The sequence below is a fragment of the Chryseobacterium oryctis genome (assembly GCF_025971925.1).
Taxonomy (GTDB): domain Bacteria; phylum Bacteroidota; class Bacteroidia; order Flavobacteriales; family Weeksellaceae; genus Chryseobacterium; species Chryseobacterium oryctis.
Genome location: NZ_JAPDHV010000005.1, coordinates 21,588 through 44,016, shown reverse-complemented (window position 1 = coordinate 44,016; position 22,429 = coordinate 21,588). Strand labels below are relative to the sequence as shown.

Annotated in this window: 25 protein-coding genes and 1 tRNA gene; 17 read left to right on the top strand and 9 right to left on the bottom strand. The window is 31.7% G+C overall.

Annotated elements, in window-relative coordinates; all coding sequences use genetic code 11:
- Positions 1–67 precede the first annotated feature (67 nt).
- The 3 genes from OH806_RS11825 to OH806_RS11815 all read right to left on the bottom strand — a co-directional run bounded on the left by OH806_RS11825 (position 68) and on the right by OH806_RS11815 (position 3,625).
- Entirely contained in the window at positions 68–1,870 is a 1,803-nt protein-coding gene (locus OH806_RS11825) for a tetratricopeptide repeat protein (RefSeq protein ID WP_264743892.1), read from the bottom strand.
- A gap of 242 nt (positions 1,871–2,112) precedes the next feature.
- Positions 2,113–2,946, bottom strand: a complete 834-nt coding sequence (locus OH806_RS11820; RefSeq protein WP_264743891.1) for a T9SS type A sorting domain-containing protein — start codon at positions 2,944–2,946, stop codon at positions 2,113–2,115.
- A gap of 133 nt (positions 2,947–3,079) precedes the next feature.
- The gene (locus OH806_RS11815) at positions 3,080–3,625 is read right to left on the bottom strand and encodes a phage tail protein (RefSeq protein ID WP_264743890.1); all 546 of its coding nucleotides are present in this window, start codon (positions 3,623–3,625) and stop codon (positions 3,080–3,082) included.
- Positions 3,626–3,860: 235 nt separating this feature from the next.
- Between OH806_RS11815 and OH806_RS11810 the strand changes: the two genes are divergently transcribed.
- Positions 3,861–4,625: an enoyl-CoA hydratase/isomerase family protein gene (locus OH806_RS11810; RefSeq protein ID WP_264743889.1), complete on the top strand. Its 765-nt coding sequence runs from the start codon at positions 3,861–3,863 to the stop codon at positions 4,623–4,625.
- A gap of 28 nt (positions 4,626–4,653) precedes the next feature.
- Here the strand turns inward: OH806_RS11810 and OH806_RS11805 are convergent, their stop codons facing one another.
- Complete coding sequence (locus tag OH806_RS11805; RefSeq protein ID WP_264743888.1) at positions 4,654–5,196, bottom strand: GNAT family N-acetyltransferase; 543 nt, start codon at positions 5,194–5,196, stop codon at positions 4,654–4,656.
- 2 nt (positions 5,197–5,198) lie between these two features.
- A complete protein-coding gene (locus OH806_RS11800; RefSeq protein ID WP_264743887.1) occupies positions 5,199–6,800 on the bottom strand; it encodes a class I SAM-dependent methyltransferase in 1,602 nt (533 codons plus the stop codon).
- Positions 6,801–6,915: 115 nt separating this feature from the next.
- Here OH806_RS11800 and OH806_RS11795 point away from each other — a divergent pair, with 115 nt between their 5' ends.
- The 9 genes from OH806_RS11795 to OH806_RS11755 all read left to right on the top strand — a co-directional run bounded on the left by OH806_RS11795 (position 6,916) and on the right by OH806_RS11755 (position 13,207).
- Positions 6,916–7,533, top strand: a complete 618-nt coding sequence (locus tag OH806_RS11795; protein ID WP_264743886.1) for a hypothetical protein — start codon at positions 6,916–6,918, stop codon at positions 7,531–7,533.
- Positions 7,533–8,018 carry a hypothetical protein gene (locus OH806_RS11790; RefSeq protein ID WP_264743885.1) on the top strand — a complete coding sequence of 162 codons (486 nt, stop codon included), beginning with the start codon at positions 7,533–7,535 and terminating at the stop codon, positions 8,016–8,018. Before OH806_RS11795 ends, OH806_RS11790 begins: the two co-directional genes overlap by 1 nt.
- Before the next feature lie 11 nt (positions 8,019–8,029).
- Positions 8,030–8,320, top strand: a complete 291-nt coding sequence (locus OH806_RS11785; RefSeq protein ID WP_264743884.1) for a winged helix-turn-helix domain-containing protein — start codon at positions 8,030–8,032, stop codon at positions 8,318–8,320.
- Between the two features lie 62 nt (positions 8,321–8,382).
- A complete protein-coding gene (locus OH806_RS11780) occupies positions 8,383–8,670 on the top strand; it encodes a hypothetical protein (protein ID WP_264743883.1) in 288 nt (95 codons plus the stop codon).
- A gap of 13 nt (positions 8,671–8,683) precedes the next feature.
- Positions 8,684–9,523: a metallophosphoesterase gene (locus tag OH806_RS11775; RefSeq protein ID WP_264743882.1), complete on the top strand. Its 840-nt coding sequence runs from the start codon at positions 8,684–8,686 to the stop codon at positions 9,521–9,523.
- A 323-nt stretch (positions 9,524–9,846) separates the two neighbouring features.
- Entirely contained in the window at positions 9,847–10,332 is a 486-nt protein-coding gene (locus tag OH806_RS11770) for a ubiquinone biosynthesis protein COQ4 (protein WP_264743881.1), read from the top strand.
- A 306-nt stretch (positions 10,333–10,638) separates the two neighbouring features.
- Positions 10,639–12,009 carry a DUF4173 domain-containing protein gene (locus tag OH806_RS11765; protein ID WP_264743880.1) on the top strand — a complete coding sequence of 457 codons (1,371 nt, stop codon included), beginning with the start codon at positions 10,639–10,641 and terminating at the stop codon, positions 12,007–12,009.
- Between the two features lie 94 nt (positions 12,010–12,103).
- Positions 12,104–12,643, top strand: a complete 540-nt coding sequence (locus tag OH806_RS11760; protein WP_264743879.1) for a hypothetical protein — start codon at positions 12,104–12,106, stop codon at positions 12,641–12,643.
- A gap of 51 nt (positions 12,644–12,694) precedes the next feature.
- Positions 12,695–13,207, top strand: a complete 513-nt coding sequence (locus OH806_RS11755) for a hypothetical protein (RefSeq protein ID WP_264743878.1) — start codon at positions 12,695–12,697, stop codon at positions 13,205–13,207.
- Between the two features lie 70 nt (positions 13,208–13,277).
- Here OH806_RS11755 and OH806_RS11750 read toward each other — a convergent pair whose 3' ends face one another.
- Genes OH806_RS11750 through OH806_RS11740 form a run of 3 tightly spaced genes read right to left on the bottom strand, consistent with a single transcriptional unit; the run spans position 13,278 to position 14,898 of the window.
- The gene (locus OH806_RS11750) at positions 13,278–13,961 is read right to left on the bottom strand and encodes an FKBP-type peptidyl-prolyl cis-trans isomerase (RefSeq protein ID WP_264743877.1); all 684 of its coding nucleotides are present in this window, start codon (positions 13,959–13,961) and stop codon (positions 13,278–13,280) included.
- A 29-nt stretch (positions 13,962–13,990) separates the two neighbouring features.
- Positions 13,991–14,440: a D-aminoacyl-tRNA deacylase gene (gene dtd / locus OH806_RS11745; RefSeq protein ID WP_264743876.1), complete on the bottom strand. Its 450-nt coding sequence runs from the start codon at positions 14,438–14,440 to the stop codon at positions 13,991–13,993.
- Complete coding sequence (locus tag OH806_RS11740; protein ID WP_264743875.1) at positions 14,440–14,898, bottom strand: hypothetical protein; 459 nt, start codon at positions 14,896–14,898, stop codon at positions 14,440–14,442. The genes dtd and OH806_RS11740 overlap by 1 nt, the downstream gene beginning before the upstream one ends.
- Before the next feature lie 109 nt (positions 14,899–15,007).
- Between OH806_RS11740 and greA the strand changes: the two genes are divergently transcribed.
- From greA to OH806_RS11705, 7 genes are all read left to right on the top strand, one after another.
- Positions 15,008–15,478, top strand: coding sequence for a transcription elongation factor GreA (gene greA / locus OH806_RS11735; protein ID WP_264743874.1), 471 nt, complete (start codon positions 15,008–15,010; stop codon positions 15,476–15,478).
- Between the two features lie 46 nt (positions 15,479–15,524).
- Positions 15,525–15,914 (top strand): HIT family protein, encoded by a 390-nt coding sequence (locus OH806_RS11730; RefSeq protein WP_264743873.1) that lies wholly within the window; start codon positions 15,525–15,527, stop codon positions 15,912–15,914.
- Between the two features lie 74 nt (positions 15,915–15,988).
- On the top strand, positions 15,989–17,176 hold the full coding sequence (clpX, locus tag OH806_RS11725; protein ID WP_264743872.1) for an ATP-dependent Clp protease ATP-binding subunit ClpX: 1,188 nt from the start codon (positions 15,989–15,991) through the stop codon (positions 17,174–17,176).
- A gap of 77 nt (positions 17,177–17,253) precedes the next feature.
- Positions 17,254–19,239 carry a T9SS type A sorting domain-containing protein gene (locus tag OH806_RS11720; RefSeq protein WP_264743871.1) on the top strand — a complete coding sequence of 662 codons (1,986 nt, stop codon included), beginning with the start codon at positions 17,254–17,256 and terminating at the stop codon, positions 19,237–19,239.
- A gap of 5 nt (positions 19,240–19,244) precedes the next feature.
- Positions 19,245–19,469 (top strand): signal peptidase, encoded by a 225-nt coding sequence (locus OH806_RS11715; protein ID WP_264743870.1) that lies wholly within the window; start codon positions 19,245–19,247, stop codon positions 19,467–19,469.
- 61 nt (positions 19,470–19,530) lie between these two features.
- The gene (locus OH806_RS11710) at positions 19,531–20,817 is read left to right on the top strand and encodes a TlpA family protein disulfide reductase (protein ID WP_264743869.1); all 1,287 of its coding nucleotides are present in this window, start codon (positions 19,531–19,533) and stop codon (positions 20,815–20,817) included.
- Between the two features lie 44 nt (positions 20,818–20,861).
- Positions 20,862–20,935 (top strand) — tRNA-Met (locus tag OH806_RS11705).
- Between the two features lie 180 nt (positions 20,936–21,115).
- Here OH806_RS11705 and OH806_RS11700 read toward each other — a convergent pair.
- Positions 21,116–22,414 carry an HlyD family secretion protein gene (locus tag OH806_RS11700; RefSeq protein ID WP_264743868.1) on the bottom strand — a complete coding sequence of 433 codons (1,299 nt, stop codon included), beginning with the start codon at positions 22,412–22,414 and terminating at the stop codon, positions 21,116–21,118.
- Positions 22,415–22,429: the final 15 nt, after the last annotated feature.

The following is a 22,429-nucleotide window of genomic DNA, read 5'->3' as shown; positions in this document are numbered from 1 at the left end:
CATTATAAACCGAAAATATAGTGTTACAAAAGCGTTACAAATTTGTAACTTGTTAATTTGTAGTGTTTTATTGGTTGTTTTGCTCTGGATGTTGAAGCAAATTATTTATTAAATGAGTATTGTTTTCTTCTGTTTTTTTACGAATTCTATAGCGGGTCACACGCAGAGAAGCAGGAGATACGCCAATTGCAGATGCTATTTCTTGTGGTGAAAGCTCTAGTTTTGCAAGGCAGAGATATCGCAATTCTGCTTGTGAAAGTGTTGGCATATTTTCTTTTAGTTCAAAAAGAAATTCAGGATATACTCTTTCAAATTGTTTTTTAAAATTTTCCCAGTCATCATTAGTTAAAATTGTTGTTTCTCTTAGCATTGAAAACTCAGTAGGTGTTGAGTCTGTATTTTCTTTTTGTAGAACTTCAATTATTTTATTGTTTTGAGATAGTTTTTGTCTGAATAAGTTCAGTTGTTCTTCTGCCTCATTAACTTCTTTCTTACTTTGTTCTAAAAGTATTTCTGTGTTTTTTCGCTTGTTTTCAGAGATATTGTAGCGAAGTTTTTGCTTATAAGAATGTCTTGTGTAAAAAATAAATAACAAGAGTATAATAATTGTAAAAACTAAAAGGCTTATGTTTCGTGTTGTATTTTGTTTTTTTATGGTTAATTCAGCATTATCTATTGAAGTTTTGAGGTTTTCCTGATTTAATTTTTCGGATATGCTGATGAATTTCATTCGGCTAATCTCCTGAGCCATTTTTTCTTTCAGATTATAATAATCAATGTTGAATTGATAAGCGTTTTTATAATTATTTAGTTCTCGGTAAGTATCAGACATTCCTTTTAGAGCAGTTAAAGTGTTTTTATTATCATTGCTTTTTCTTCCATTTTTCAGAGCTTTTTCATAAAGTTGCAATGCTTGTTGATAGTTTCCTTGTTGATATTGAATTTTACCAAGAAGGTTCATAATCTTCGATATGTCGTTTGGAAGATTGTATTTTTCTGAAGATTCTAGGTTTTTATAAAGTAATTGTTGGGCTTCAGTATATTTTTTTTCATTCAATAATCCACTGGCGATTCCTCCATCTGAAATTCCATCCCAAATTTCTGCAAAAGTCTTGTTATATTTAGAAAATTGGTTTTCATATTGAGTGTAATCTGACCGATATTCTTCAATTGCTTTTTTTAGTTTTCTGTAATATTCGAGTCCTTTTGTATGTTGACCGGTTTCATAATAACTGACACCAATTAGATCAAGAAAAAAACAATAAATATCTAGTTGTTTTTGTGGGGTTTTTAGTAATTCTAAACCTCTTAATCCGTTTTTAATGCTGACTTGATATTCTTGAGATAAATAATAACTGAAGCAAAGGTTATAGTATCTTAAATAGAGTTTCGGAAAATATTTTGCCCCAATTCTTTCCTGAATTTCTACTGTTTTTGAAACATAATAAAGCTTTTCATTAGGGTCTCCAAACCCCTGTTCATAGTATAACGAATAGATTTCAGAGAGTAATTGCTCATCTTTTAGCATCCATGCTATTGAAATAGAATTTTTTAACCGATATTTTAGATTATTATTTATTGGGTTGTGAGTGTATAGGTTCCCGAAAAACTCATATAAAACAAGCCTCACCTCTATACGTGGATTCGGATTTTGTTTCAGGTTGTTATTTATTTCCTGAATTCTTTTTTCAAAAATGTCTTTATTGATATTGTTTTTGAGATCTTCATACGTTTTTTCCGCTTCAATAGTTTGCATTTTACCTTGTACAGCCCAAGAAGTTAACAAATCGGTAGATGTTAATTTCTGAGCAGTGGTAAAGGAATAAACGAAAAAAAATACTAAGAGTAATTTTTTTTTTAACAAGTTCAATAGTTATTAGTTTTGGTAAAATTAAAATATTTTTTGAGAAAAGATGGCTGTTTTACGTTAAAAAAGTAAATGTTGATTATATTTTTAGCTATTATCTATAAAATTATTTATATGAAAGATTTTTTACTATAAAAATTAAGAGAGTTTTTTATTTTTGATTATTTCGGGAATAACGACAAGAAAACTCTCCTGATTTCAGGAGAGTTTCTCAAACTTAATATAAAGTTTTCAGGGTATAATTTCTATTTTTTGATAATTTTTGTTGATTGAGAGTTTGTTTTTATTATATAAACTCCATTTGGTAATTCTGAAATGTCAGCTGAATTCTCACCTTTCTTTATTTCAATTGCTTTTATCATTTTACCCGCTTCATCATAGATTTCTGCTTTGGAACTGTTTTCTGCTTTTATTGAGAAATTGCCATTTGTTGGATTAGGATAAACTCTAAGTTCTTTTGAAATATTTGCCATCGTTATTTCATTAGTACCAAGAACCATATTAGAATCTTTTACCCATGTAAAGGCATCAAGACCTCCATAGACATAGCTACCACCTAGAGTTATTTGAAGCTGATCAATTACAATATTACTGTAGTTTTGTCCATTAAGGTTGGTTAGGTCAATCAAGGTATATCCGTTGGTGCTACCCAAGCTTGTTGCAAATCCAGTAGTTTTAGTTTGAGTGAATTTTGTAACACCACTTAATTTACCTGTTACAGTGAGAGTTCCTGAAACAGTTTGATTTAATGATGTATCAGATAAGAACATCCAAAATCGATTTACTTTGAACAAATTTGATGTTGTTTTTATACTGAATGAAGCACCTGATGCAATATTTCCCGCTCCAGAATTATCAATATATCTGTTATCTATGGATGTTCCGTTCCACCCGGTTCCAGGATAATTAGCTTGAATATCAAATCCACCAACATGAGATAAGATATTAAAAATAACACCATTATCCGTAAAACTACTACTACTATGGCTTTCAGTCTCAAACTGTTCTGTACTGGTTTGTCCGAAAGACAAAATTGACAGAAAAATGCTACATAATGTAAAAAGGATAGTTGTTTTCATAATTTATTTACTTGTGAAATATTTTTTTTGAATACTTAGAGTAATCCTATCACAAAGTTGAGCTATTTTATCTTTTTAAGTAATGTAATAGGCGTTACAAAAGCGTTACAATTGTAAATAATTGAAATTTGTATTATGGTCTTGAAGGGTATATTCCTTCTACACAGATAATATAATTCAATCCTAAATACGGAGGCATATTATTAAGAGGTAAATTTTGCCCCATAAATGTTACTGTAGAAGGATTTAGCATTGTGTCTGGTGTAGCCTGAGCATAGCTTGGAATTGCGTTAAAATCTCTTCCGTCTGGAGTTCCTGTTATAGCAATTGCTGAGCCAACTGCTGGAGCGGTTGAACTTGCATTAGCATTAGCTACTTTCATCTGACTCGCAAAAGAAGGTAAATTTGATTGTAGGATTGTGTTCTGCATTGTTCCTGCCATCTCTCCTAATTGATAGTTTTTTCCTGTAGTAGATGTATTTCCTGCACCAATTGGCAAACGACCATTTAGATTAGGTAATGCAAAAGTTGTTTGGCCATTTCCTCCATAAGTAGTTCCTAAAAGAGAAAAAAGTGCAGTATTACTTTGAATACTTAAGATGCTTCCGTCGCAGAACATCCAGCCTCTTGGTGCAAAGTTCCCTGCGAATAATTTGATGATGCCCATAAATTCGTCCATGATAATAGTTTTTTCAGTTATTAAATTTTCTTACTCTTTTTTGGCTTTTCAGATTCCGCCTTAATGTCTTGTTTTTATTGACAAGTCAAAGGAACAACATATATAAAAGGGAAAGTAGAGTATATAATACCAAATTGTGCATTCCGTAGAAATACTGAATGCGTTTATTTTGGATTAGTTTTTCTAGAAAGCTGTGTATTTCGTATTTTTGTATTAAATCCAATTAAATTTAAAAATGAACGAATTCGTAGTTTCAGAACTGAAAAATAACATCGCCGAAATCACATTCGGAACACCAAAAAGTAATTCTTTACCAGGCGCTATTCTGGAAAAACTAGCTCAAACGATTCTTGAAGAGGGAGCAAAAGATGAAGTAAAAGCAATCTTAGTTAAAAGTGAAGGTGAAAAGGCTTTCTGTGCAGGAGCAAGTTTTGATGAATTGTTGGCTATAGAAGAATTGGGGGCATCTACAAAGTTTTTTGGAGGTTTTGCTAAAGTTTTGAACGCGATGAGAAATTGCGGGAAAATTGTAGTGGTAAGAGTTCAGGGAAAAACTACCGGAGGTGGGGTAGGTATTGCTTGTGGTGCAGATTACTGTTTCGCTACTAAAGACTCTGCATTAGCGCTTACTGAAATCAATTTAGGAATCGGGCCATTTGTAATTGGACCTTATGTTGAAAGAAAAATCGGAAAATCTCAATTTTCAGCAATGGCGATTGATGCCGATTTCAGGTCGGCAGAGTGGGCAGAACAGCACAATATTTATCACTCTGTTTCAGAAAATATTGAGGAAATGGATGCTAAATTGGAAAAATTTCTTCAGACATTGGCATCAAGAAGCAGTGATGCTTTAGCTTTAATCAAAAAAGTTTCTTGGGAAGGTACAGATCATTTCAATGAGTTGATGCCTGCAAGAATTCACATGAGTGCAAGTTTAATTCTGGAAGATTCTGCCAAGAAAAATATTGAATCTATTAAAGAAAGATTGAGAGCAAAATAAATTAAAAGCGTTGAAAATTTTCAACGCTTTATTTTTTGTATTCGGATTTTAACAGAGAATATAAAATAGAATTTTCAAAAACTCCATCAATTAAATAATGTCCGCGCATAATACCTTCTTTTGTAAAGCCAAAATGCTCCAATAGTTTTCTCGATGGTATATTGTCGTCACCTATCAAAGCTTCAATCCGGTTGAGTTCCATATTTTGAAAGCCAAACTCAATTATTTTCTTGAGCGCTTCTTTCATAAATCCTTTATTTTTAAATTTATCAGAATTCAAGGCATATCCTACTTCTGCACGATGATGTTGAGGATTCCAAGTATGGTACCCACAGTTTCCAATAATTGTATTAGATTGTTTTTCTACAATTTGAAAATTCATCATCTTTCGGTTGTAAGACTCATAACCTTGCTGATGAATTTTTTTCTGTCGGGCAAACTCTTCTTCACTGGTAATGCCTAATGTCTTTTTGATTTCGTGTTCATTATTTATTTCAAAAATTCGGTTCATTGTTTCAGTGTCCAGTTTTTGAATCAATAAACGTTCTGTTTCAATAGTTTCAAATGTCATTTTTAGTTTTTTAATAGATTAATAGAAACCGTTGCCAATTCGGAATTTGGAAATTTTCGGAAAAGCTCTTTGTCAACATGCAACCCTGTTTCCTGACAAACTTTTATAAATACATCAATTTCCAAAATATACTGGTCTGAAAAGCCGTGTGTTGCTTCATAAGCTGTAGCAGCGGTTTTTCCTAAATTTTCACTTGTCAGTTTTGGATCAAGCGAATGAAGTTCGATGATTAAAAGCCCGTTTTTCTTAATGTAAGGAAGCCAAAGTTCAATATGTTCTTTTAAACTTTCTTCAACCAGATTATTAGATAATCTTTTTCCTTTAAAAGCAAATGCTCCTGTGGATGTGCTAATTCTTTGAGGGTTTTTATTTTCCGGATTTTTCCATATTCTGTTGTGATCCAAAAAAGTTCTGATGTTTAATAAGTCGGATAAATTAATATCGTAATTTTCCTTTAGGTCTTCAGCCAATTTTTGAGGATTTCCGATATCGCCCCAAATTACTTTTGCCCAAATATCATTATTGATAAGGTTGGCTCTTGTTACCTTTAATGCTGCATGATTATAATCCGCACCAACCAAAAATAAAGGATATTCTTCCAGCATTTTTCCGCGTATGGTATGTCTTTCAATGGTTTCAAAAATATGTTGAATGAAAGCTCCGTTTCCACAACCCATATCTAAAACTCCTTTTGGTTGAAGATGAATAGGTCGGTTGAAAATCTCTATAATGAAATCATTGGCAACTTTGAAATAATTGGAATGTGCTCCACCACTTCCCCAAACATTCATCGCTCTATCTACATGTATTTCGTCTTCTCCTTCTGCTATCTCTCTCATTTTGGTGGCATTTCCGAATAATAGCTCGTCCATTTTATTTAATAAAGGAAGATAAGAAACGGTTACTCCATACGAAGCAGCACGTTTAGCAAAATAAAGTCCAGTTTCGGTAAATTTATAATTGTTATTAGACTTTTTAAACCAATCAAGGTGAGTGAGAAAATCCAGAATAATTTCAAAGTTTTCATAATTTTTATGAAATTCAGCAGCCTGAAACGAAGTTTCCATAAAATATTTGTGAAACATACCCGTCATTCCAAGATAAACAATGATAGGGCCAATAATACAACCTTCAATATGTTTTAATATCTGTTCCTGAACCTTTTTTTCATCAGGTTCATCAGAAAGAATGATCCCAAAATTGTTTTTTATTGAATCTGCAAGTTGTGTAAATTCTTCTATAAATGAGCTTTCGGTAATTTTGTGTTTAATATCTGTGTTTTCCTTTTGAAAAGAAACCGCCTTTAGATAGAGAGGTGAATATTTTTGCAGATATTGTGTAAGGTTGTTTTTAGAAATGGTTACTTCGTCGGTTTCATTATTTAATATATAATTTAGAAAACCTTGAGATGCTAAAGTTCGTAGAGCTACATTAAGATACCCCTCATTTGCATTAAAGACCTCTGTAAGTTTCGAGAGAGATACTTCATCCTGATCAATAATGTAGCATATGACATCTTTTTTGATTAATGAAGCAACAACGGGAGCCGTTACAATACCGTCCAAATGTCTGAAAATTAACGATCGGGAATATTCTTTATTCATATAGCTATGTTTGTTTCCTAAAGTTAAGAATTAGTTAGGATGGGAAATAAAAATATTTCAAAAATATTTTGCAGATTAAAATTTAATTTTAACTTTGTATCTCAAAGTTCTTTATATGGATTCGAAAAACTATCACGAAGACTTATCGCATATTCGTTCTATGATGGAACGCTCTTCAAGATTTATTTCTTTGAGTGGCTTATCAGGTGTTTTTGCTGGTTTGGCTGCACTTATAGGAGCAGGATATGTATATTTTGTATTAGAAAAAGCAAAAATCAGTTATTTTGATGGGGATAGGAATATTTATACTCCAGATTTGATAAGAGAACTGGTAATAACGGGAATTTTGATTTTAATTGTTGCTGTTTTTAGTGGATATATTTTTACCGCTCAAAAAAGTAAAAAGAAAGGACTTAAGATTTGGGATGCCACTACAAAACGTCTTTTGGTAACGTTTTCAGTTCCCTTAGTTGCGGGAGGAATTTTCTGTTTAGCGCTTCTTTATCATCATTTATTTGTATGGATTGCTCCTGCAACATTGATTTTTTACGGATTAGCATTGGTAAGTGCAGAACGATATACTTTGACGGATGTTAAATATCTTGGTTATTGCGAAATAATTTTGGGACTTATTTCTGTATTTGTTTTAGGATGGGGACTTGTTTTCTGGACTGTAGGATTTGGTGTTTTACATATTGTATACGGTCTTATAATGCATAAGAAGTATAAGTAATGGATATTGTTGCTATAATCATTGTTGTAGTCTTAACTATAATTATTTACGTAATAATAAATAATTATTTTAAAACTAAAATAAAGAGAAATAGATATAAAATGTTAGTGAATATTATTATTTCATTTTTTTTAGGAATACTTGTATATATTATATTTGCATGCTCAATATTTTACTTTTTGTTTAGAGAAAAATCTAGAGAATTTGAGCGAGAAAAATGGATTCTTTCGGGTGAAGATATTGAAAAAAGATTAAGCCGATATGAAATGATAGATGATTTGATCGATAAAAGAATACTGATAGGAAAAGATAGCCTACAGATTAAAGCAATTATTGGGAATCCGGATTTAAGAAATAAAGTAAATGATAGTTGGGATTATGAATCTGGAACAGGAGGTGGTTTTGGTTTCGTTGATCACTATTTGAAAGTATATTTTAAAAAAGGAAAAGTATTTAAAGTTGTTCATAAACGCATAGAGGATTAATTAAATTAAAAATGATAAAAATAAATCAACTCAATAAAGAATTCGAAAGCCGTGTAAGATTGGGCATTATGTCCGTTCTTATGGTAAACGACTGGGTTGATTTCTCTGAAATGAAAGGATTATTGGAAATTACGGATGGTAATTTGGCAAGTCATAGTAATGCGTTGGAAAAAGTTGGTTACATCGAAATTAAAAAAGAATTTGTTGGTAAAAAACCAAGAACGTCTTATCGTGTTACTCAAAATGGGAGAGAAGCGTTCACGGAACATCTGAATGCTCTGGAAAAATTATTAGGGAGATAAAGCTATATTTTTTTGATTTTAAACTTTGTAATTCAAAGTACTTTAAATAATAAATTTTAAATATGAAAACACAACAAACAAACATTTTAATTTTTGCGGTTCCAACTTTGCTTTTAGTTGCTGCATTTTTCGGAAATCTTTTTATGGAAGGATTTAATTGGTCATTTTTTGACTTTGTCATTGCCGGAGTTTTGCTTTTCGGAACAGCATTTAGTATTAGACTTGTAGTTAAGTCCCAAAAACGTTTTTCTTCCAAAGTGATGATTTGTGCGGCGATTCTCTTGTTGCTTGTTTTGATTTGGGCTGAATTGGCAGTAGGTATTTTCGGAAGTCCTTTCGCGGGAAGTTAATATAATGAAGACAATGACAAGGAAAGACTTTCTGAAAAAACTTTTTCAAATCTCTGTTATAGGAGCGTTTCCGGCTTTGTATTCATGGCAAATAGAACCATTTTGGCTAGAATTTGTAGAAAGAAAACTGCCGATAAAAAACTTACCGAAAGAATTGGAAGGGAAAGTTTTAATGCAAATTTCAGATTTACATGTTGGAAACCGTTTTGATTGGAATTTTCTAGTTGAGTCATTTCAAAAAGCTAAAAAATATAATCCTGATTTTGTGGTCTATACTGGAGATTTTGTGAATCATGGAAGCGTTTTGGATAATTTGAAACTAAAGAAAGTGATGGAACAGGCAGTTCTTGGAAACTTTGCAACATTTGGGATTTTGGGCAATCATGATTATGGAGAACGTTGGGAAAACCTCAAATCATCAGAAAACATTTGTAATATTTTAGAAAGTTTTGGGGTTACGATGCTTAATAATGCTCAACAAGAAAGTCATGGACTGAATTTCATTGGTTTTGAAGATTTATGGTCGCCAAATTTTAATCCGATGCATGTGATGAAAGATTATGATGCGTCTAAAGCTAATATTGTTTTGTGTCATAATCCCGATGTGTGCGATAAAGATGTTTGGAATGGTTATCAAGGCTGGATTTTGAGCGGTCATACACATGGAGGACAATGTAGAATTCCGGGTGTCGTTACTCCAATTCTTCCTGTAAAAAACAAAAGATATGTTTCTGGAGAATATGATTTGGGAGACGGGAGAATGTTGTATATCAATCGTGCTTTAGGGCATTCTTTTCAGGTTAGATTTATGGTTCGTCCGGAAATTACTGTTTTTACTTTAACTCAAGCCTAAAAAATAAACTATGAATGATAAAACTATTTTGAATATCGGAAAATCATTTTTCTGGATTTCATTTATGTTAGGAAATATCTGCCTCTTTGGATATATAATTACAAAGCATCTTGACTTTGCGATATATGGTTATTTATTACTGTGCCTCGGTTCTGTTATGAATTTTATGGCTATAATATTTTTAATTGTTTATGGAATTATAAAGAAGGATAAACTTGATGTTTGCCTTAAGTCGGTCAAGATAATTCTCGTCAATATCCCGATTGCAATAGCTTATGCGTTGATAGGACTTAGCATTACTTCAATTTAACTTTAAATACAATATGAAAAAAACTCGCGTTCAATTTTTGGTTTTTGCTTATCACAATACACAGAAACTTTATAGAAAATATTTTAAAAAGAAAAAAAGGCAATGGCAGTTTAACGAAAAACAGTTGCTGGAATTTCATACAGATTCTTTAGGAAGAATTTTAGGAGAATTTTACGAAAAGCATGGTTTTAGGATGATTCCAAAAATGGAAAACCATGATGTCTATCATCTAATTACAGACTTCGGAACAAATATGCAAGATGAAATTGCAATGCAGTATCTCTTGTTCGGAAATGGCAAACGCAGTGCTTACCTTTTGAGTGTGCTTGTCTTGGGAACCATTGTTTTTCCTGAATATTTCAAAGATTATTTGAAGGCTTATCATAAAGGCAGAAATATGAAAGCTTTTCATAACTGGGATTTTGAAGGGCTTTTGTGGCAGAATTTCGAACATCTGAAGAGTTTTATTGAGCAAAAAAATAAACTTGTTTTATATTGAAATATAGTTTGTTATGAGTAAGATTCAATTTAGTGTTGTAGGGAAATACGCCTTTTTTTACACATGGCTCATCGCTACTCTTCTTTACTTAGGAATTCTTTTTATAAGAGAGGAAATCTTGTTAATACTAAGTTTTTGGTTCGTAATAATTGCTTTTGCGGTCAATGTTATTGCCTTCGTTTATGAACTTTTAGGCTTTATAATAGATATTCCAAAGAATAAACCACATGGAAATTCAATGATATTAATTCTTATGAATATTCCTATTGCAATTTTTTACATTTTAATACCGATAATATTACACACATGAAAACACATCATTATATATTTCTTACAACAGCCTTGTTTGTCGTGTTATTTTATAACGAAAATATAGGCTTAAATTTTGGAATTTTAGGATTGATTTATTCTTTCCTTACATTGTACAAAACCTTGGAGAAAAACCGAACCAAAACTTTTTTATTGCTTTTTGTGACAAGTATTTTATCGAGTATTGCATTTGCCTGGTACGGGGATTTTCCGTCATTTTTGGCTGTTGTAAGTTCTCTTTTATTACTGTCTTTCAAATCCAGAAACAGAAGAACAAAAACACTCCTGATTGTTCCTGTTTTTATTATTAATTTTTTCACATTTATCTGTCGTTTTTTCAGGTTTGATGATTGGCTTCCGAAAAGAAATATGTCGGGAGTTTGGCAGAAAACGCTGGCTTTTATTTTGATTCCGTTGGTTTTCCTTAGTATTTTCTTTGGAATTTATTCTGCAGGAAGTGAGCATTTTGCTAACCTTTTTTATGGTTATGAACTTGATATTAATATTTGGCAGGTTCTCTGTCTTTCTATTTTAGGTTTTTTTCTTGCTTTTAATTATTGGAATTACGTTGTTGAAAGATATATTTACAAACAAAACTATATTCTGGATAATGATTTTCAGGAAAAAGATAAAATTCAAAAACCGACCTATTCTTTTCTTGATTTAGATTCTGAAAGAATGAGTGGGGTAATTTCTTTCTTTTCATTAAATATTTTATTGATATTTTTTATCATTACTTTTAATTATGAACAGTTTTATGAAGTTGCTAAAACTCCGAACCAATTGTCAGAAGAAACGCATGAAAGAGTAGGAGCAGTGATAGGTTCAATCATTATGGCAATTCTGGTGATAATGTTTTATTTTAAATCAAATTTCAATTTCGATTCAAAAGCTGGTTTAATGAAGATTTTAGCTAAAACTTGGATTGTACTTAATGCTATTTTGGTTTTCTCTGCAATGGCAAAAAATACGGAATATATTATCAATTATGGTATGACATATAAAAGATTGGGTGTTTATGCTTTTCTTATTTTATCGTTGATTGGTTTGATTCTCACATTCATCAAGATTCAGAAGCGGAAAAAGAATGCATTTTTGTTCAATACAATGGTTTGGTATTTTTATGCTACAATTTTGGTGATAAGCCATATCAATTGGGGCGGATTTATTACTTCATACAATATGAAGAGAAGTGATTTTGACTTAGATTATCATAAAAGAGAATTTTATTTCAATAAAAAACAACTTTTGAAATATGCTGAAGAAAAGCAAGATATTGAATTGAAAAACGAAATTCTGCAAAAGGTACAACCTCAAAAAAATGAAAGTTTTCTTTCAAAAGCAATATATTATCAAACAATTAGATAAGCACATAATTATTTTGAAATAAAAAGGGCATGGAACAATTTTGGCATTCAAAGTATACTCATGAGTATTTTTTCCGAATTTTAAAATAATTATTATGAAAAAAATCTTATTCCTAATTCCGTTTGTCATTATTTCTTGTAAAAAAGAAGCTCCGATAATAGAAAACTCTAATCAGGATTCTGTAATTGTTGCAGAACAAAAAAATCCTGATTCAGGAGCAGATTCTGTTGCACTTAGAAAAAGAGATTCAATAATTAATAATTCTCCAATTACGAAGCAGGTTTTGCAGAAAGGAGTCATGAGAAATAAAAAAGAAGGTCAGATTATCAGGATTGCAGACGCAGAAAATCTTCCTTTTAGATTTGGAGAAGTATTCACAAAAGATAATCAGGAATTGGTTTTAAAAATTGAAAATTATACCAATCCTACTCTTAAAGCATCAATTTCTACGGATGAAAAAGATTTTAATATTAGATTTAATCAGATAAAATTACCAAACGGTGAATATGACGGCCCTTTCGGAAGAGAAATCACCTATGATATCAAACAAAAAGGTGAAGTTTGGCTTATTATCGGGAAAAGTAATATGGCTTCTGGGAATGATATAGGTCATTTTACGGTAAGTGTAGAATAATTTCAATAATTTGGTATAATTTCTGTAAACTAATTTTTAAAATTTAATATTATGAAAAATATATTTTTGAGTGTTGCGGTTGCCTCGACAGCTCTTGTGAGTTGTGGAACTGTACAGTCTCTGGTACAAAATACATTTCCTTATACTGCTAATGTTTTAGTCTCTACAGGTGTTCCTGCGGATAAAGAAGTTTCTTCTACATCTACGGCTTCCAATGTGCAAACTTGGTTTGGTGGAAATAATAATGCAAAAATTAAAGACGTAAGAATTTCTGATGCTAAAATTGCCGTAGTTTCTCCGACAGGAGGTAACCTTAGTGCTCTGAAATCTGTAAAAGTATATGTTTCATCTGGTGGAACGAACGAAAGATTGGTCGCATCACGTACAAATATATCAACCAATTCATCAAGTTTAAACTTAGATTTGAATGACACAGGTTTTTTGGATGAAGTTGTAAAAAGTTCAGGACTTACGGTAAGAACGGTTTATGAGTTGAAAAATCAGACAAGTTCGGATATGAATTTAAAAGTATCATTGAATTTTAGCAGTGTACCGGCACAATAGTTTTTATGAATTTTAATAGAAAAAGGTCTTTCAGAATAGAAAGACCTTTTTCATTTTATGAGTTTTGTTATTATTTAAAATCTACCAACTCTACATCAAAAATAAGAGTTGCTCCCGGAGGAATTACTCCACCTGCTCCATTATCTCCGTATGCTAAGTCAGAAGGAATGTAAAATCTGTATTTCGCACCTTTTGTCATGAGCTGGATACCTTCAGTCCATCCTTTTATTACACTTGAAAGGTTTAATTCAATTGGCTTCCCGCCGTTTTTATCTGTAGAATCAAAAACAGTTCCGTCCATTAGTTTTCCTGTATAAGTTACATTAGCCGTACTTGAAGCTGTTGGTTTTGTTTTACCATCACCTGCTTTCAAAACTTCATATTGTAAACCACTTGCAGTAGTTGTTATTTTTTTGTTTTGTTTGTTTTTGGCAAGAAATTCAGCTCCCTTCTTTTTATTTTCTTCAGCTTTTACTTTTTCCTCAGCCTGTTTTTTTTCGTTTTGTTTTTGCATAAAACTTTGTAAAAAAGGTCCTAATTCTTCAGCGGGGAATAATTTAGGCTTATCTGTAAATTCGTCTTTTATGGCTTGAGCCAAAAGATTTGAATCAATAGTGAATCCTTGTCTTTTTAGGTTTTGAGCAATATCAAGCCCAATATAATAAGATGCTTTTTGCTCGTCTGTATAAGTGTTTTGAGCGAATGCAACGTTGAATCCTGTAAGGAGAACTAAAGTAATTAAGGTTTTTTTCATTTTATGAATGTAATTATTTTTCTGTAAATTTAAGCTTTTGTAATGGAATCCATCACAATAGTTACGGGGCCGTCATTAATTAATGAAACTTTCATATCTGCCCCAAAAATTCCGCTTTCAGTTTTTAATCCAGATTTTGAAATTTCTTCTTTAAAATATTCAAAAAGAGGAATGGCTTTATCCGGTTTTGCTGCTTTAATGAAAGAAGGTCGGTTGCCTTTTTTGTAATCAGCAATCAAAGTAAACTGACTGATACACAAAATTTCACCTTTTATGTCCTGAACAGAAAGGTTTAGCTTTCCTTCATCATCTCCAAAAACCCTAAGATTTAAAATTTTTTGAACAAGCCAGTCAGCATCCGACTTTTCATCATTTTCATCAATTCCGATTAAGAGCATAAACCCTTTATTGATTTCCCCGACAATTTTTCCGTCGACTTTCACGTTTGCTTCGGAAACTCTTTGTATGACAGCTTTCATTAGTAATAAATATATAAATCTTTTGTAGACTGATTGTAATTAGCAGGATAGGTTTTAGGAGGAAGACTTGTAGAACTTCCATCAGCTGGTTGTCCTGTTAATAACATCCACTTTGCATTATCTTTCGGACAAATTATACTTATATTGTCTTTCACTTCTAGCGTAGTATTTGTATCTGGACAAATATGAGGAGCATTTCTATCGTATACTTTAAATGTTGTATCTGAAGCTCTTACAACTATTAAACCTCTTGTTCCAGATTGCTGTTCATCAATATATTTCCAACCACCAACCTGATTGAGAGCAAAGTAGGCAGGAAGGTTTAGATTTATGGTAACATTAATAGGAGAACTTGGAAAACAATTTACGGTGTCTTCTCTCTTACCGCATGATTGTATGGGTAAAATACTGACAGTCAATAATGTAAAAATAGATAGTATTGAAAAAGTTTTTTTCATTTCAATTTAAATTTTTATATATTTGTAAAACTTAAACGATTACAACACGAAAACATTGTCCGGCAAATGTCGGATTATTTTTTTATACTAAAACTAAATTTTGAAAATTATGGCAAGCTATGTTACAAAGGAGGGATTAGACAAAATGAAAGCTGAGCTGGAACAGTTGGAAACTGTAGAGAGACCAAAAATTACTCAGCAAATAGCAGAAGCAAGAGATAAAGGTGATTTATCTGAAAATGCTGAATATGATGCGGCTAAAGAGGCTCAAGGAATGCTTGAAATGAGAATTTCTAAGCTTAAAGATGTTATTGCTACTTCAAAAATTATAGATGAAAGCCAATTAGATACTTCAAAAGTTTCCATTTTAACGACTGTGAAGCTGAAAAATAATGTAACGAAACAAGAGCAAGTATTTACTTTGGTTCCAGATAATGAAAGTGATTTGAAATCGGGTAAAATTTCAGTAAATACGCCTATTGCAAAAGGGCTTTTGGGTAAAGTTGTAGGTGAAACTGCTGAAATTACTTTGCCGAATGGTAACAAGTTATCTTTTGAAGTATTAGATATTACTTTGTAATTTTAGAAAAAGGTAATCATACTTCTAACCTCTAATTTTAGAAAAAATGAGCACAATATTCACAAAAATCATCAATGGCGAAATCCCTTCGTACAAAATCGCCGAAGATGAAAACTTTATTGCGTTTTTAGATGCTATGCCACTTGTAAAAGGGCATACATTGGTAGTTCCTAAAAAGGAAGTTGATTTGATTTTTGATTTGGAAAGTGAAGAGTATAAAAACCTTTGGGGATTTTCTCAGGAAGTAGCTAAAAAAATCAAAAAAGCAATTCCTTGTGTAAGAGTAGGAGTGGCAGTGGTAGGATTGGAAGTTCCTCATGCACATATTCATTTGATTCCTTTAAATAAAATGGAAGATATGAATTTTAGAAATGAGAGATTAAAATTATCTCACGAAGAGTATACTGAAATTCAGAACTCAATTATTAATTCTTAAAAAAAACAACAGAAACTCGTAAAATTAACCTTTACGAGTTTCTTTAATCATATACCTTATATTATTATATAAAAATGAATTCAAACCAATGTTCTTTCTGCGGAAGAAAAAGAAATGAAGTACAGATGTTGATTTCTGGTCAGAATGGTTTTATTTGTGAAAATTGTATAGAACAGGCACACGCAATTGTAAAAGACAGTGCTTCAAAAGACGGATTTTCACCAGCAGAAAATATAGATGAATTAAAAAAGCCAAAAGAGATAAAAGAATTTTTAGACCAATATGTCATTGGACAGGATCAGGCTAAAAAGCAACTTTCGATAGCGGTTTATAATCATTATAAGAGATTACTTCATGCTCAGGACGAAAACAGAGAAGTTGAGCTTGAGAAATCTAATATCATTATGATTGGCGAAACGGGAACGGGGAAAACATTATTGGCAAAAACTATTGCTAAAGAGTTAAATGTTCCGTTTTGTATTGTAGATGCAACTATTTTGACAGAAGCAGGTTATGTAGGAGAGGATGTTGAAAGTATTTTGTCAAGACTTTTGATGGTTGCAGACTACGATGTGGAAAAGGCAGAAAAAGGAATTGTATTTATTGATGAAATAGATAAAATCGCCAGAAAATCTGATAATCCTAGTATTACAAGAGATGTTTCAGGGGAAGGTGTTCAGCAGGGCTTATTGAAATTACTTGAAGGAAGTATCGTGAATGTTCCGCCTCAAGGAGGAAGGAAACATCCAGACCAAAAATATATTCAGGTAAATACTCAGAATATTTTGTTTATTGCCGGAGGTGCTTTTGATGGAATTAAAGAAATCATTGAAAGAAGAATGAACAAGCAGGCAATAGGATTTAGTTCTGAGAAAATCAATAAAACCGATGAAGATGAATATGTGTTAACTAATATTAATGCGATTGATTTGCGTTCATTCGGATTAATTCCGGAACTTTTAGGAAGATTTCCAATCATTACTTATCTTGATAAACTCACAAAAGAAACAATGGTAAGAATTATGAAGGAACCTAAAAATTCAATTGTGAATCAATTTGTGGAATTATTCAAAATGGATGGTACGAAATTAGTATTCACAGATGGAGCAATTGAAAAAATTGTAGAGGAAACTATTGAGAAAGGATTGGGAGCAAGAGGATTAAGAGGAACTACAGAAAAAGTTCTTGAAGACTATATGTTTTCTATTGGAGAAGAGAGTGAAATAATATTAACTGAAGATAATATTTTTGTTAATAAATAAAAATATTTTTTTTATTTATGAAAAAAATCATACCTTTGCGGGTGAAGATTGTATTAACACACAAATATTTATATACAATGAGAAAAAGTTTATTTGCTATTGGTTTGTTAGCAGTGGGTTATTCTGTTCAGGCGCAGAATGTTCTATTACATGTAGATGACGCTGCTACTACGTACGTAAGCAAGGGTACACTGGTTTATAACGGTGGAGGCTTACAAATGAAAGGAAACGGAGTTATTGAGAACCATGGTAATTTTATGGTGGATGGTTCAACTAGTGATTCCTTTAAAACAATTACTACCGGAGGTACAGATAAAGTAGAAGGTTCTACAATAGCTAATTTTATTAATAAGCTTAATGAACCGGATAATTATGCAACTCCAAATGTAAATTCTTCTTCGGTTGCACCTACTTATACTTATGGTCAGCTTTATATTTCTGGGATTCCACAAACTAATATTACAGGTATTGTAGATCAGGAATATAGAGCCGTGAAGCATGGTTCTTATCAACAGATTGGTATTCCATTCTATGATAAAACTGTTTCTACTTTAAGTACTGAGTTAGGGAAAACCTTTACAAATGCGAGAGGATCTCAAAATGAAGTTCTTACATATAATAACGCTGCTGTAGTGAGTCGTAATGTCAATACAGCTGATAAGTTAGGAACCACTGTTCCTGTTTATGGATATTATATGCTGGGAGCTCAAGGTTTAGATGTGTCTTCTGCTTTAAAAACAATCAAAGGACGTCCGGTAAGTGATATTGGTCAAGCTGTAACATTACAAAATGCCGGAAATGGAGTTAATTTTGGAACAAATGGTCTTGGTCTTAACCAATATAATGAAACATACAAAAGTTATGTTCAGGATAGATGGGCTATTGCTGCGGGACAAGGTTCTTGGCAAGGGCATTATGGAAAAAATATTTATCAATTCTCAAATCCATTCCTTACAAATTTAGATTTAAGCGGTATTGCTTATAATGAACCTGTTTCTAGTGGTAGTAATGATGGTGTAAACTTATCTAATATCATTGGTGTAAGAGTGGAGCCGGGAGAAGTTACAACTACTTCTTCAGGTACGGGAACAACAACTCCAGGTAAGTATATAACATTTAATGCAGGAGTGCCAACAGGTGACGTAGATTACATGATGGTAAGACCTTTCAGTACTTTTGTAGTTAAGCTAAATGATAATAATAATACAGATGTATTAAACTTTTCTAACTTAAGAAGATTTAATTACTATAGCAGAGTTTTAGGTGTTGCCCCTTCTTATAATGGATATAGTGTAACAGCTAATAAAAACGCAAGTACTAATGGTACTGTAAAACAATTAGGCGTAATTGGTTTAGATGCAGCAGGTAAAGAAGTTGCAAGAACTTATTATGTAGTTTTTCCTAATGGTACTACAGGTCATTCTACAAACAGTAAAACTCAGGTAACATCAAGATCTGTTGATATTATTGGTACTTACGAAGAAGCACCTACAGGAGGAATTGATCCTAACTATAGTAATAGTTATTGGTTATATATCAATGAAGCTAATGAAACAGACTTTCAAGGGAAAAATATTAAGTTGATTAATTATGACCTTAATAAAGTTAAGTCTTATAAATTTGAAATTAGAGAAAATGCTGCTTTAGTTGCAGATGGAACACACTTGTTATCTTCTGGAATTGGTTTTTATTATAAAGCTGCAAATGGTTCTGTAATGGAAGCAAAACAAGGAGAAGTGATTCCTGTTACTAATTCTGATTATGATTTATATTATGGTGCTCCAGCAAGAGTTTTAGCAGTTGAAACACCAGCTGTTAAACCATCAAGAACAATGGTTGTTTATAATCCTGAAATTACAAACTATATTGTTAGATTTGATCCTAGCTGGAAAAAAGCAGATATTGAAGTTTATGATATGAGCGGTAAACTAGTTATCTCTAAGAAAGCAGTTGATGCATCTACAGATTTTGTTATTGAGTTGAATAGCGCAATTAAAAATTCTTATGTTGTAAAAATTGTTTCTGATAAAGGAGAAACTGTTAACACTAAAATCTTAAAATAAAATATATGAAAACTATAAATAAACTAGTATTGTCTCTTTTTTTATTCATCGCTACGTTGGGGTATGCTGATACGCCTGTATTGCCTCCTCCAGGAGAGGATGATGGTGGTGGAACAACAGGGCCGGGAGTTCCTGCGTCACCAATTGATATGTATATTATCGGATTAGCAATTGTAGCGATAATGTTAACTGTATTTTTTGCTAAAAAGTATAAAGCTCAAAAAATATAAATTTTATTAAAATAATATTAAACTCTCTGATTTAGTCAGAGAGTTTTTTTATTTTTACGCTATGAAAAAGATTTATATAATTTCAGCTTTACTTGTTGCTTTTTCTTTGCAAGCACAATTTAATATAGCGATTCAGGTACCGACAGATTTCAAAGAACAAGATGCAATTTTATATACTTTAAATGGCTCTAAGGATATAATTGTTTCTAAAGAATCTCCTAAGAATAATGTATTTACTTTTAAATATCCTAAAAATTATTTGGGGATGATGAAAGTGTATTTTCCGAATACTAATAATACAATAAGTTTTATTTCTGAAAATAAAAATGTTGATATCAAATTAGAGGTTCAGAATAATAAAGTAAAAGACATTACTTATTTGGATGAGGCGAATAATTTAATGTTTAAAATACAAGAAAGCTCACAAAAGAAAGAACTTATTTTACCGGCACTAACCCAAATAAAAGATTATTATAAAGAAAATTCTGAATTTGGAAAGGCTTTGAAAATAGAAATAGACAGGTTATCTGGTTCGAACAATGATTTGAATCCTACCTCACATCCATTTATTTCTTATTACAATACTAATTATGCTAAATTTCTTTCTAATGATTCCTCTAAAAAGGTGAGTCCGGATGATATTGTTAATTTTATAGATAAGTCAAATGACATGCTTGAAACGTCTTCGTTGTTAAGGCCTGTATTGGTGGCTTATTTGAACGCTGGAGGAAATTCTAATGTATCAGGCTCTGTAGACAAATTATTGGATAAATTAAAGGTGGAAACTCCTCGAGGACAAACGGTTTTATCTGAGCTTATAGATATCTTTGATGTATATGAAATGAAAGATTTAAAAGATAAGTATCTTGGTCTTGCTAAAAACCTTAAATGTACTATCACAGATAGATTGGCATCAACACTTAAATCTAATGCAAATGTAGAAATAGGAGCTTCTTTTCCTAATTATAAATTCCAATCTGCAGTAAATACTACTTCAAAATCTATTTATGATGTGAAGGCAGATAAAAAAGTAATTGTTTTCTGGTCTTCGACTTGTTCGCATTGTGAAAATGAACTGCCTAAATTGTTAGAAAAATATAACGACTTAAAAGCCAAAAATATTCAGGTCATTGGAATGTCGTTGGATAATGATAAAGAATCTTATAATAAGAGAATTTCCGCATTTCCATGGATTAATGATTCCGAATTGAGAGGATGGAATAGTAGTTATACAGAAACTTACAATATTCATGCAACTCCTACATATTTTATTTTAGATGCTAACAATAAGATAATCAGCAAACCAGAACATGTTGCTAATGTTTTAGAGTATTTTAATTTAAAATAAATTTGGTGGTAGCAAATATTTTCCTATATTTGCACCACGAAAACGGCGAGGTAGCTCAGGTGGTTAGAGCGTTGGATTCATAACCCAAAGGTCACGGGTTCAAATCCCGTCTTCGCTACAAAAATCCGCATTATGTTATAAAACATTTTGCGGATTTTTCTTTTTACAATAAAATTTAGTTTTGATTCTAACATATATTTTACGCCATCTTACAAATAGTTTGGACGTTTTTTAATAAAAACAAAAAAAACTCTTACAAAGTTGTAAAAGTTAATTTTAGGACAAGTAAAATACGGGATTAACTCTGATATCCGAGTAGCTTTCTCATTTGATAGAAAAATCTTTCAATCAATCTTAAATCTTTAGTTACAATTTCGGCATTACCTTTAAGCTCTTTATCAAAAGGAAGGGTTTTGTTATAAGATGTTTTTAAACCTTTCGGAAGAACGACATCTACATAATAATTTCCGTCTTTATCCGGAGATAGAGATATGTTTTGAACTTTACCTTCAACGATACCAAATTCTTGGAACTGATAGTTATCTAGTTTAATTAAAACTTTTTCTCCAGGAACAATTTTACCTGAATTTGTAGAAGGAACAGACATTCTTCCTACTAAATTTTCTTTATTTTTTGGAAGAATTGATAGAATAACATCTCCAGTCTTTACAAACTGGTTTTCTCCGAAAAACTGTTGAAAACTAGCAATACCATCTATTGATGAAACAACAAGATAATTTTGTTCCCATTGTTTTAAAGATTTTCTCAATTGTTCAAATAATTGTAGAGTTTGGGAGGAATATGTGATTTTATCTTTTTCGGTATTGATAGCAGCTCCACTTTTGGTTCTGTTAAAATTAGAAATCCCTTCTACCATTTGAGATAGAGATATATTAATGTTTTCGAGATTTTGTTGAGCCTGAAGATATTTTATTTTTTCATTTTCTAATTCAACAGCTGCAATTACTCCCTGGTTGTAGAGCTCTTGTGAACGTTGGTAATTCTTCTTGGTCAGGTCATATTTTGCCTGTTCTAAACTTTTTTGCTGTTTTAATGTAATGATTCTACTCCTATATTCAGAAATACTTTGATTGGCAGCAATATTTTCCGGAGCATAAGGCTGTAGTCTTGTAAAAAGCTGCTCGTCTTGAAATGCTTTGGCAAAATTATTATAATCTCCCTGTAGCTCACCCAATTTGAAATGAGAGGTGGTATTAATAGGAAAGGAACTTAGAATGTTTGGAGTGATTGAGTCAACCAATTTTTTTAGCTCTAAAACATCTTTGAAATTAGCGGTTGATTGCATAACCATAAGAACATCATTCTTTTTGACTTCCTGATGGTCTTTGATGAAAATTTTCTCGATTTTAGAATTCGTTCTGGCTTCAATTTTTTCAGGTGGGTTCTGTGAAGTCACAATAATTGGAGCGGGTACAAATTCAGGATATTTTATAATGTAACTCATGATTAAAATAACCAAAAGGATTATAAAAATGATTGTATTTCCCCAACGAATCATCCAATGTGGTGGTTGGGTAAGAATGTCCTGAACACTTTCAGAACGAAGTTCAATGTTATCTAAAATATCTTTTTCCATTTAGTTGAAAATAGG

Bases quoted from the DNA above. Each gene is read 5' to 3' on its own strand.
- OH806_RS11820 (WP_264743891.1), bottom strand. From the start codon at position 2,946: ATGAAAACAACTATCCTTTTTACATTATGTAGCATTTTTCTGTCAATT.
- OH806_RS11815 (WP_264743890.1), bottom strand. From the start codon at position 3,625: ATGGACGAATTTATGGGCATCATCAAATTATTCGCAGGGAACTTTGCA.
- OH806_RS11810 (WP_264743889.1), top strand. From the start codon at position 3,861: ATGAACGAATTCGTAGTTTCAGAACTGAAAAATAACATCGCCGAAATC.
- OH806_RS11805 (WP_264743888.1), bottom strand. From the start codon at position 5,196: ATGACATTTGAAACTATTGAAACAGAACGTTTATTGATTCAAAAACTG.
- OH806_RS11800 (WP_264743887.1), bottom strand. From the start codon at position 6,800: ATGAATAAAGAATATTCCCGATCGTTAATTTTCAGACATTTGGACGGT.
- OH806_RS11795 (WP_264743886.1), top strand. From the start codon at position 6,916: ATGGATTCGAAAAACTATCACGAAGACTTATCGCATATTCGTTCTATG.
- OH806_RS11790 (WP_264743885.1), top strand. From the start codon at position 7,533: ATGGATATTGTTGCTATAATCATTGTTGTAGTCTTAACTATAATTATT.
- OH806_RS11785 (WP_264743884.1), top strand. From the start codon at position 8,030: ATGATAAAAATAAATCAACTCAATAAAGAATTCGAAAGCCGTGTAAGA.
- OH806_RS11780 (WP_264743883.1), top strand. From the start codon at position 8,383: ATGAAAACACAACAAACAAACATTTTAATTTTTGCGGTTCCAACTTTG.
- OH806_RS11775 (WP_264743882.1), top strand. From the start codon at position 8,684: ATGACAAGGAAAGACTTTCTGAAAAAACTTTTTCAAATCTCTGTTATA.
- OH806_RS11770 (WP_264743881.1), top strand. From the start codon at position 9,847: ATGAAAAAAACTCGCGTTCAATTTTTGGTTTTTGCTTATCACAATACA.
- OH806_RS11765 (WP_264743880.1), top strand. From the start codon at position 10,639: ATGAAAACACATCATTATATATTTCTTACAACAGCCTTGTTTGTCGTG.
- OH806_RS11760 (WP_264743879.1), top strand. From the start codon at position 12,104: ATGAAAAAAATCTTATTCCTAATTCCGTTTGTCATTATTTCTTGTAAA.
- OH806_RS11755 (WP_264743878.1), top strand. From the start codon at position 12,695: ATGAAAAATATATTTTTGAGTGTTGCGGTTGCCTCGACAGCTCTTGTG.
- OH806_RS11750 (WP_264743877.1), bottom strand. From the start codon at position 13,961: ATGAAAAAAACCTTAATTACTTTAGTTCTCCTTACAGGATTCAACGTT.
- dtd (WP_264743876.1), bottom strand. From the start codon at position 14,440: ATGAAAGCTGTCATACAAAGAGTTTCCGAAGCAAACGTGAAAGTCGAC.
- OH806_RS11740 (WP_264743875.1), bottom strand. From the start codon at position 14,898: ATGAAAAAAACTTTTTCAATACTATCTATTTTTACATTATTGACTGTC.
- greA (WP_264743874.1), top strand. From the start codon at position 15,008: ATGGCAAGCTATGTTACAAAGGAGGGATTAGACAAAATGAAAGCTGAG.
- OH806_RS11730 (WP_264743873.1), top strand. From the start codon at position 15,525: ATGAGCACAATATTCACAAAAATCATCAATGGCGAAATCCCTTCGTAC.
- clpX (WP_264743872.1), top strand. From the start codon at position 15,989: ATGAATTCAAACCAATGTTCTTTCTGCGGAAGAAAAAGAAATGAAGTA.
- OH806_RS11720 (WP_264743871.1), top strand. From the start codon at position 17,254: ATGAGAAAAAGTTTATTTGCTATTGGTTTGTTAGCAGTGGGTTATTCT.
- OH806_RS11715 (WP_264743870.1), top strand. From the start codon at position 19,245: ATGAAAACTATAAATAAACTAGTATTGTCTCTTTTTTTATTCATCGCT.
- OH806_RS11710 (WP_264743869.1), top strand. From the start codon at position 19,531: ATGAAAAAGATTTATATAATTTCAGCTTTACTTGTTGCTTTTTCTTTG.
- OH806_RS11700 (WP_264743868.1), bottom strand. From the start codon at position 22,414: ATGGAAAAAGATATTTTAGATAACATTGAACTTCGTTCTGAAAGTGTT.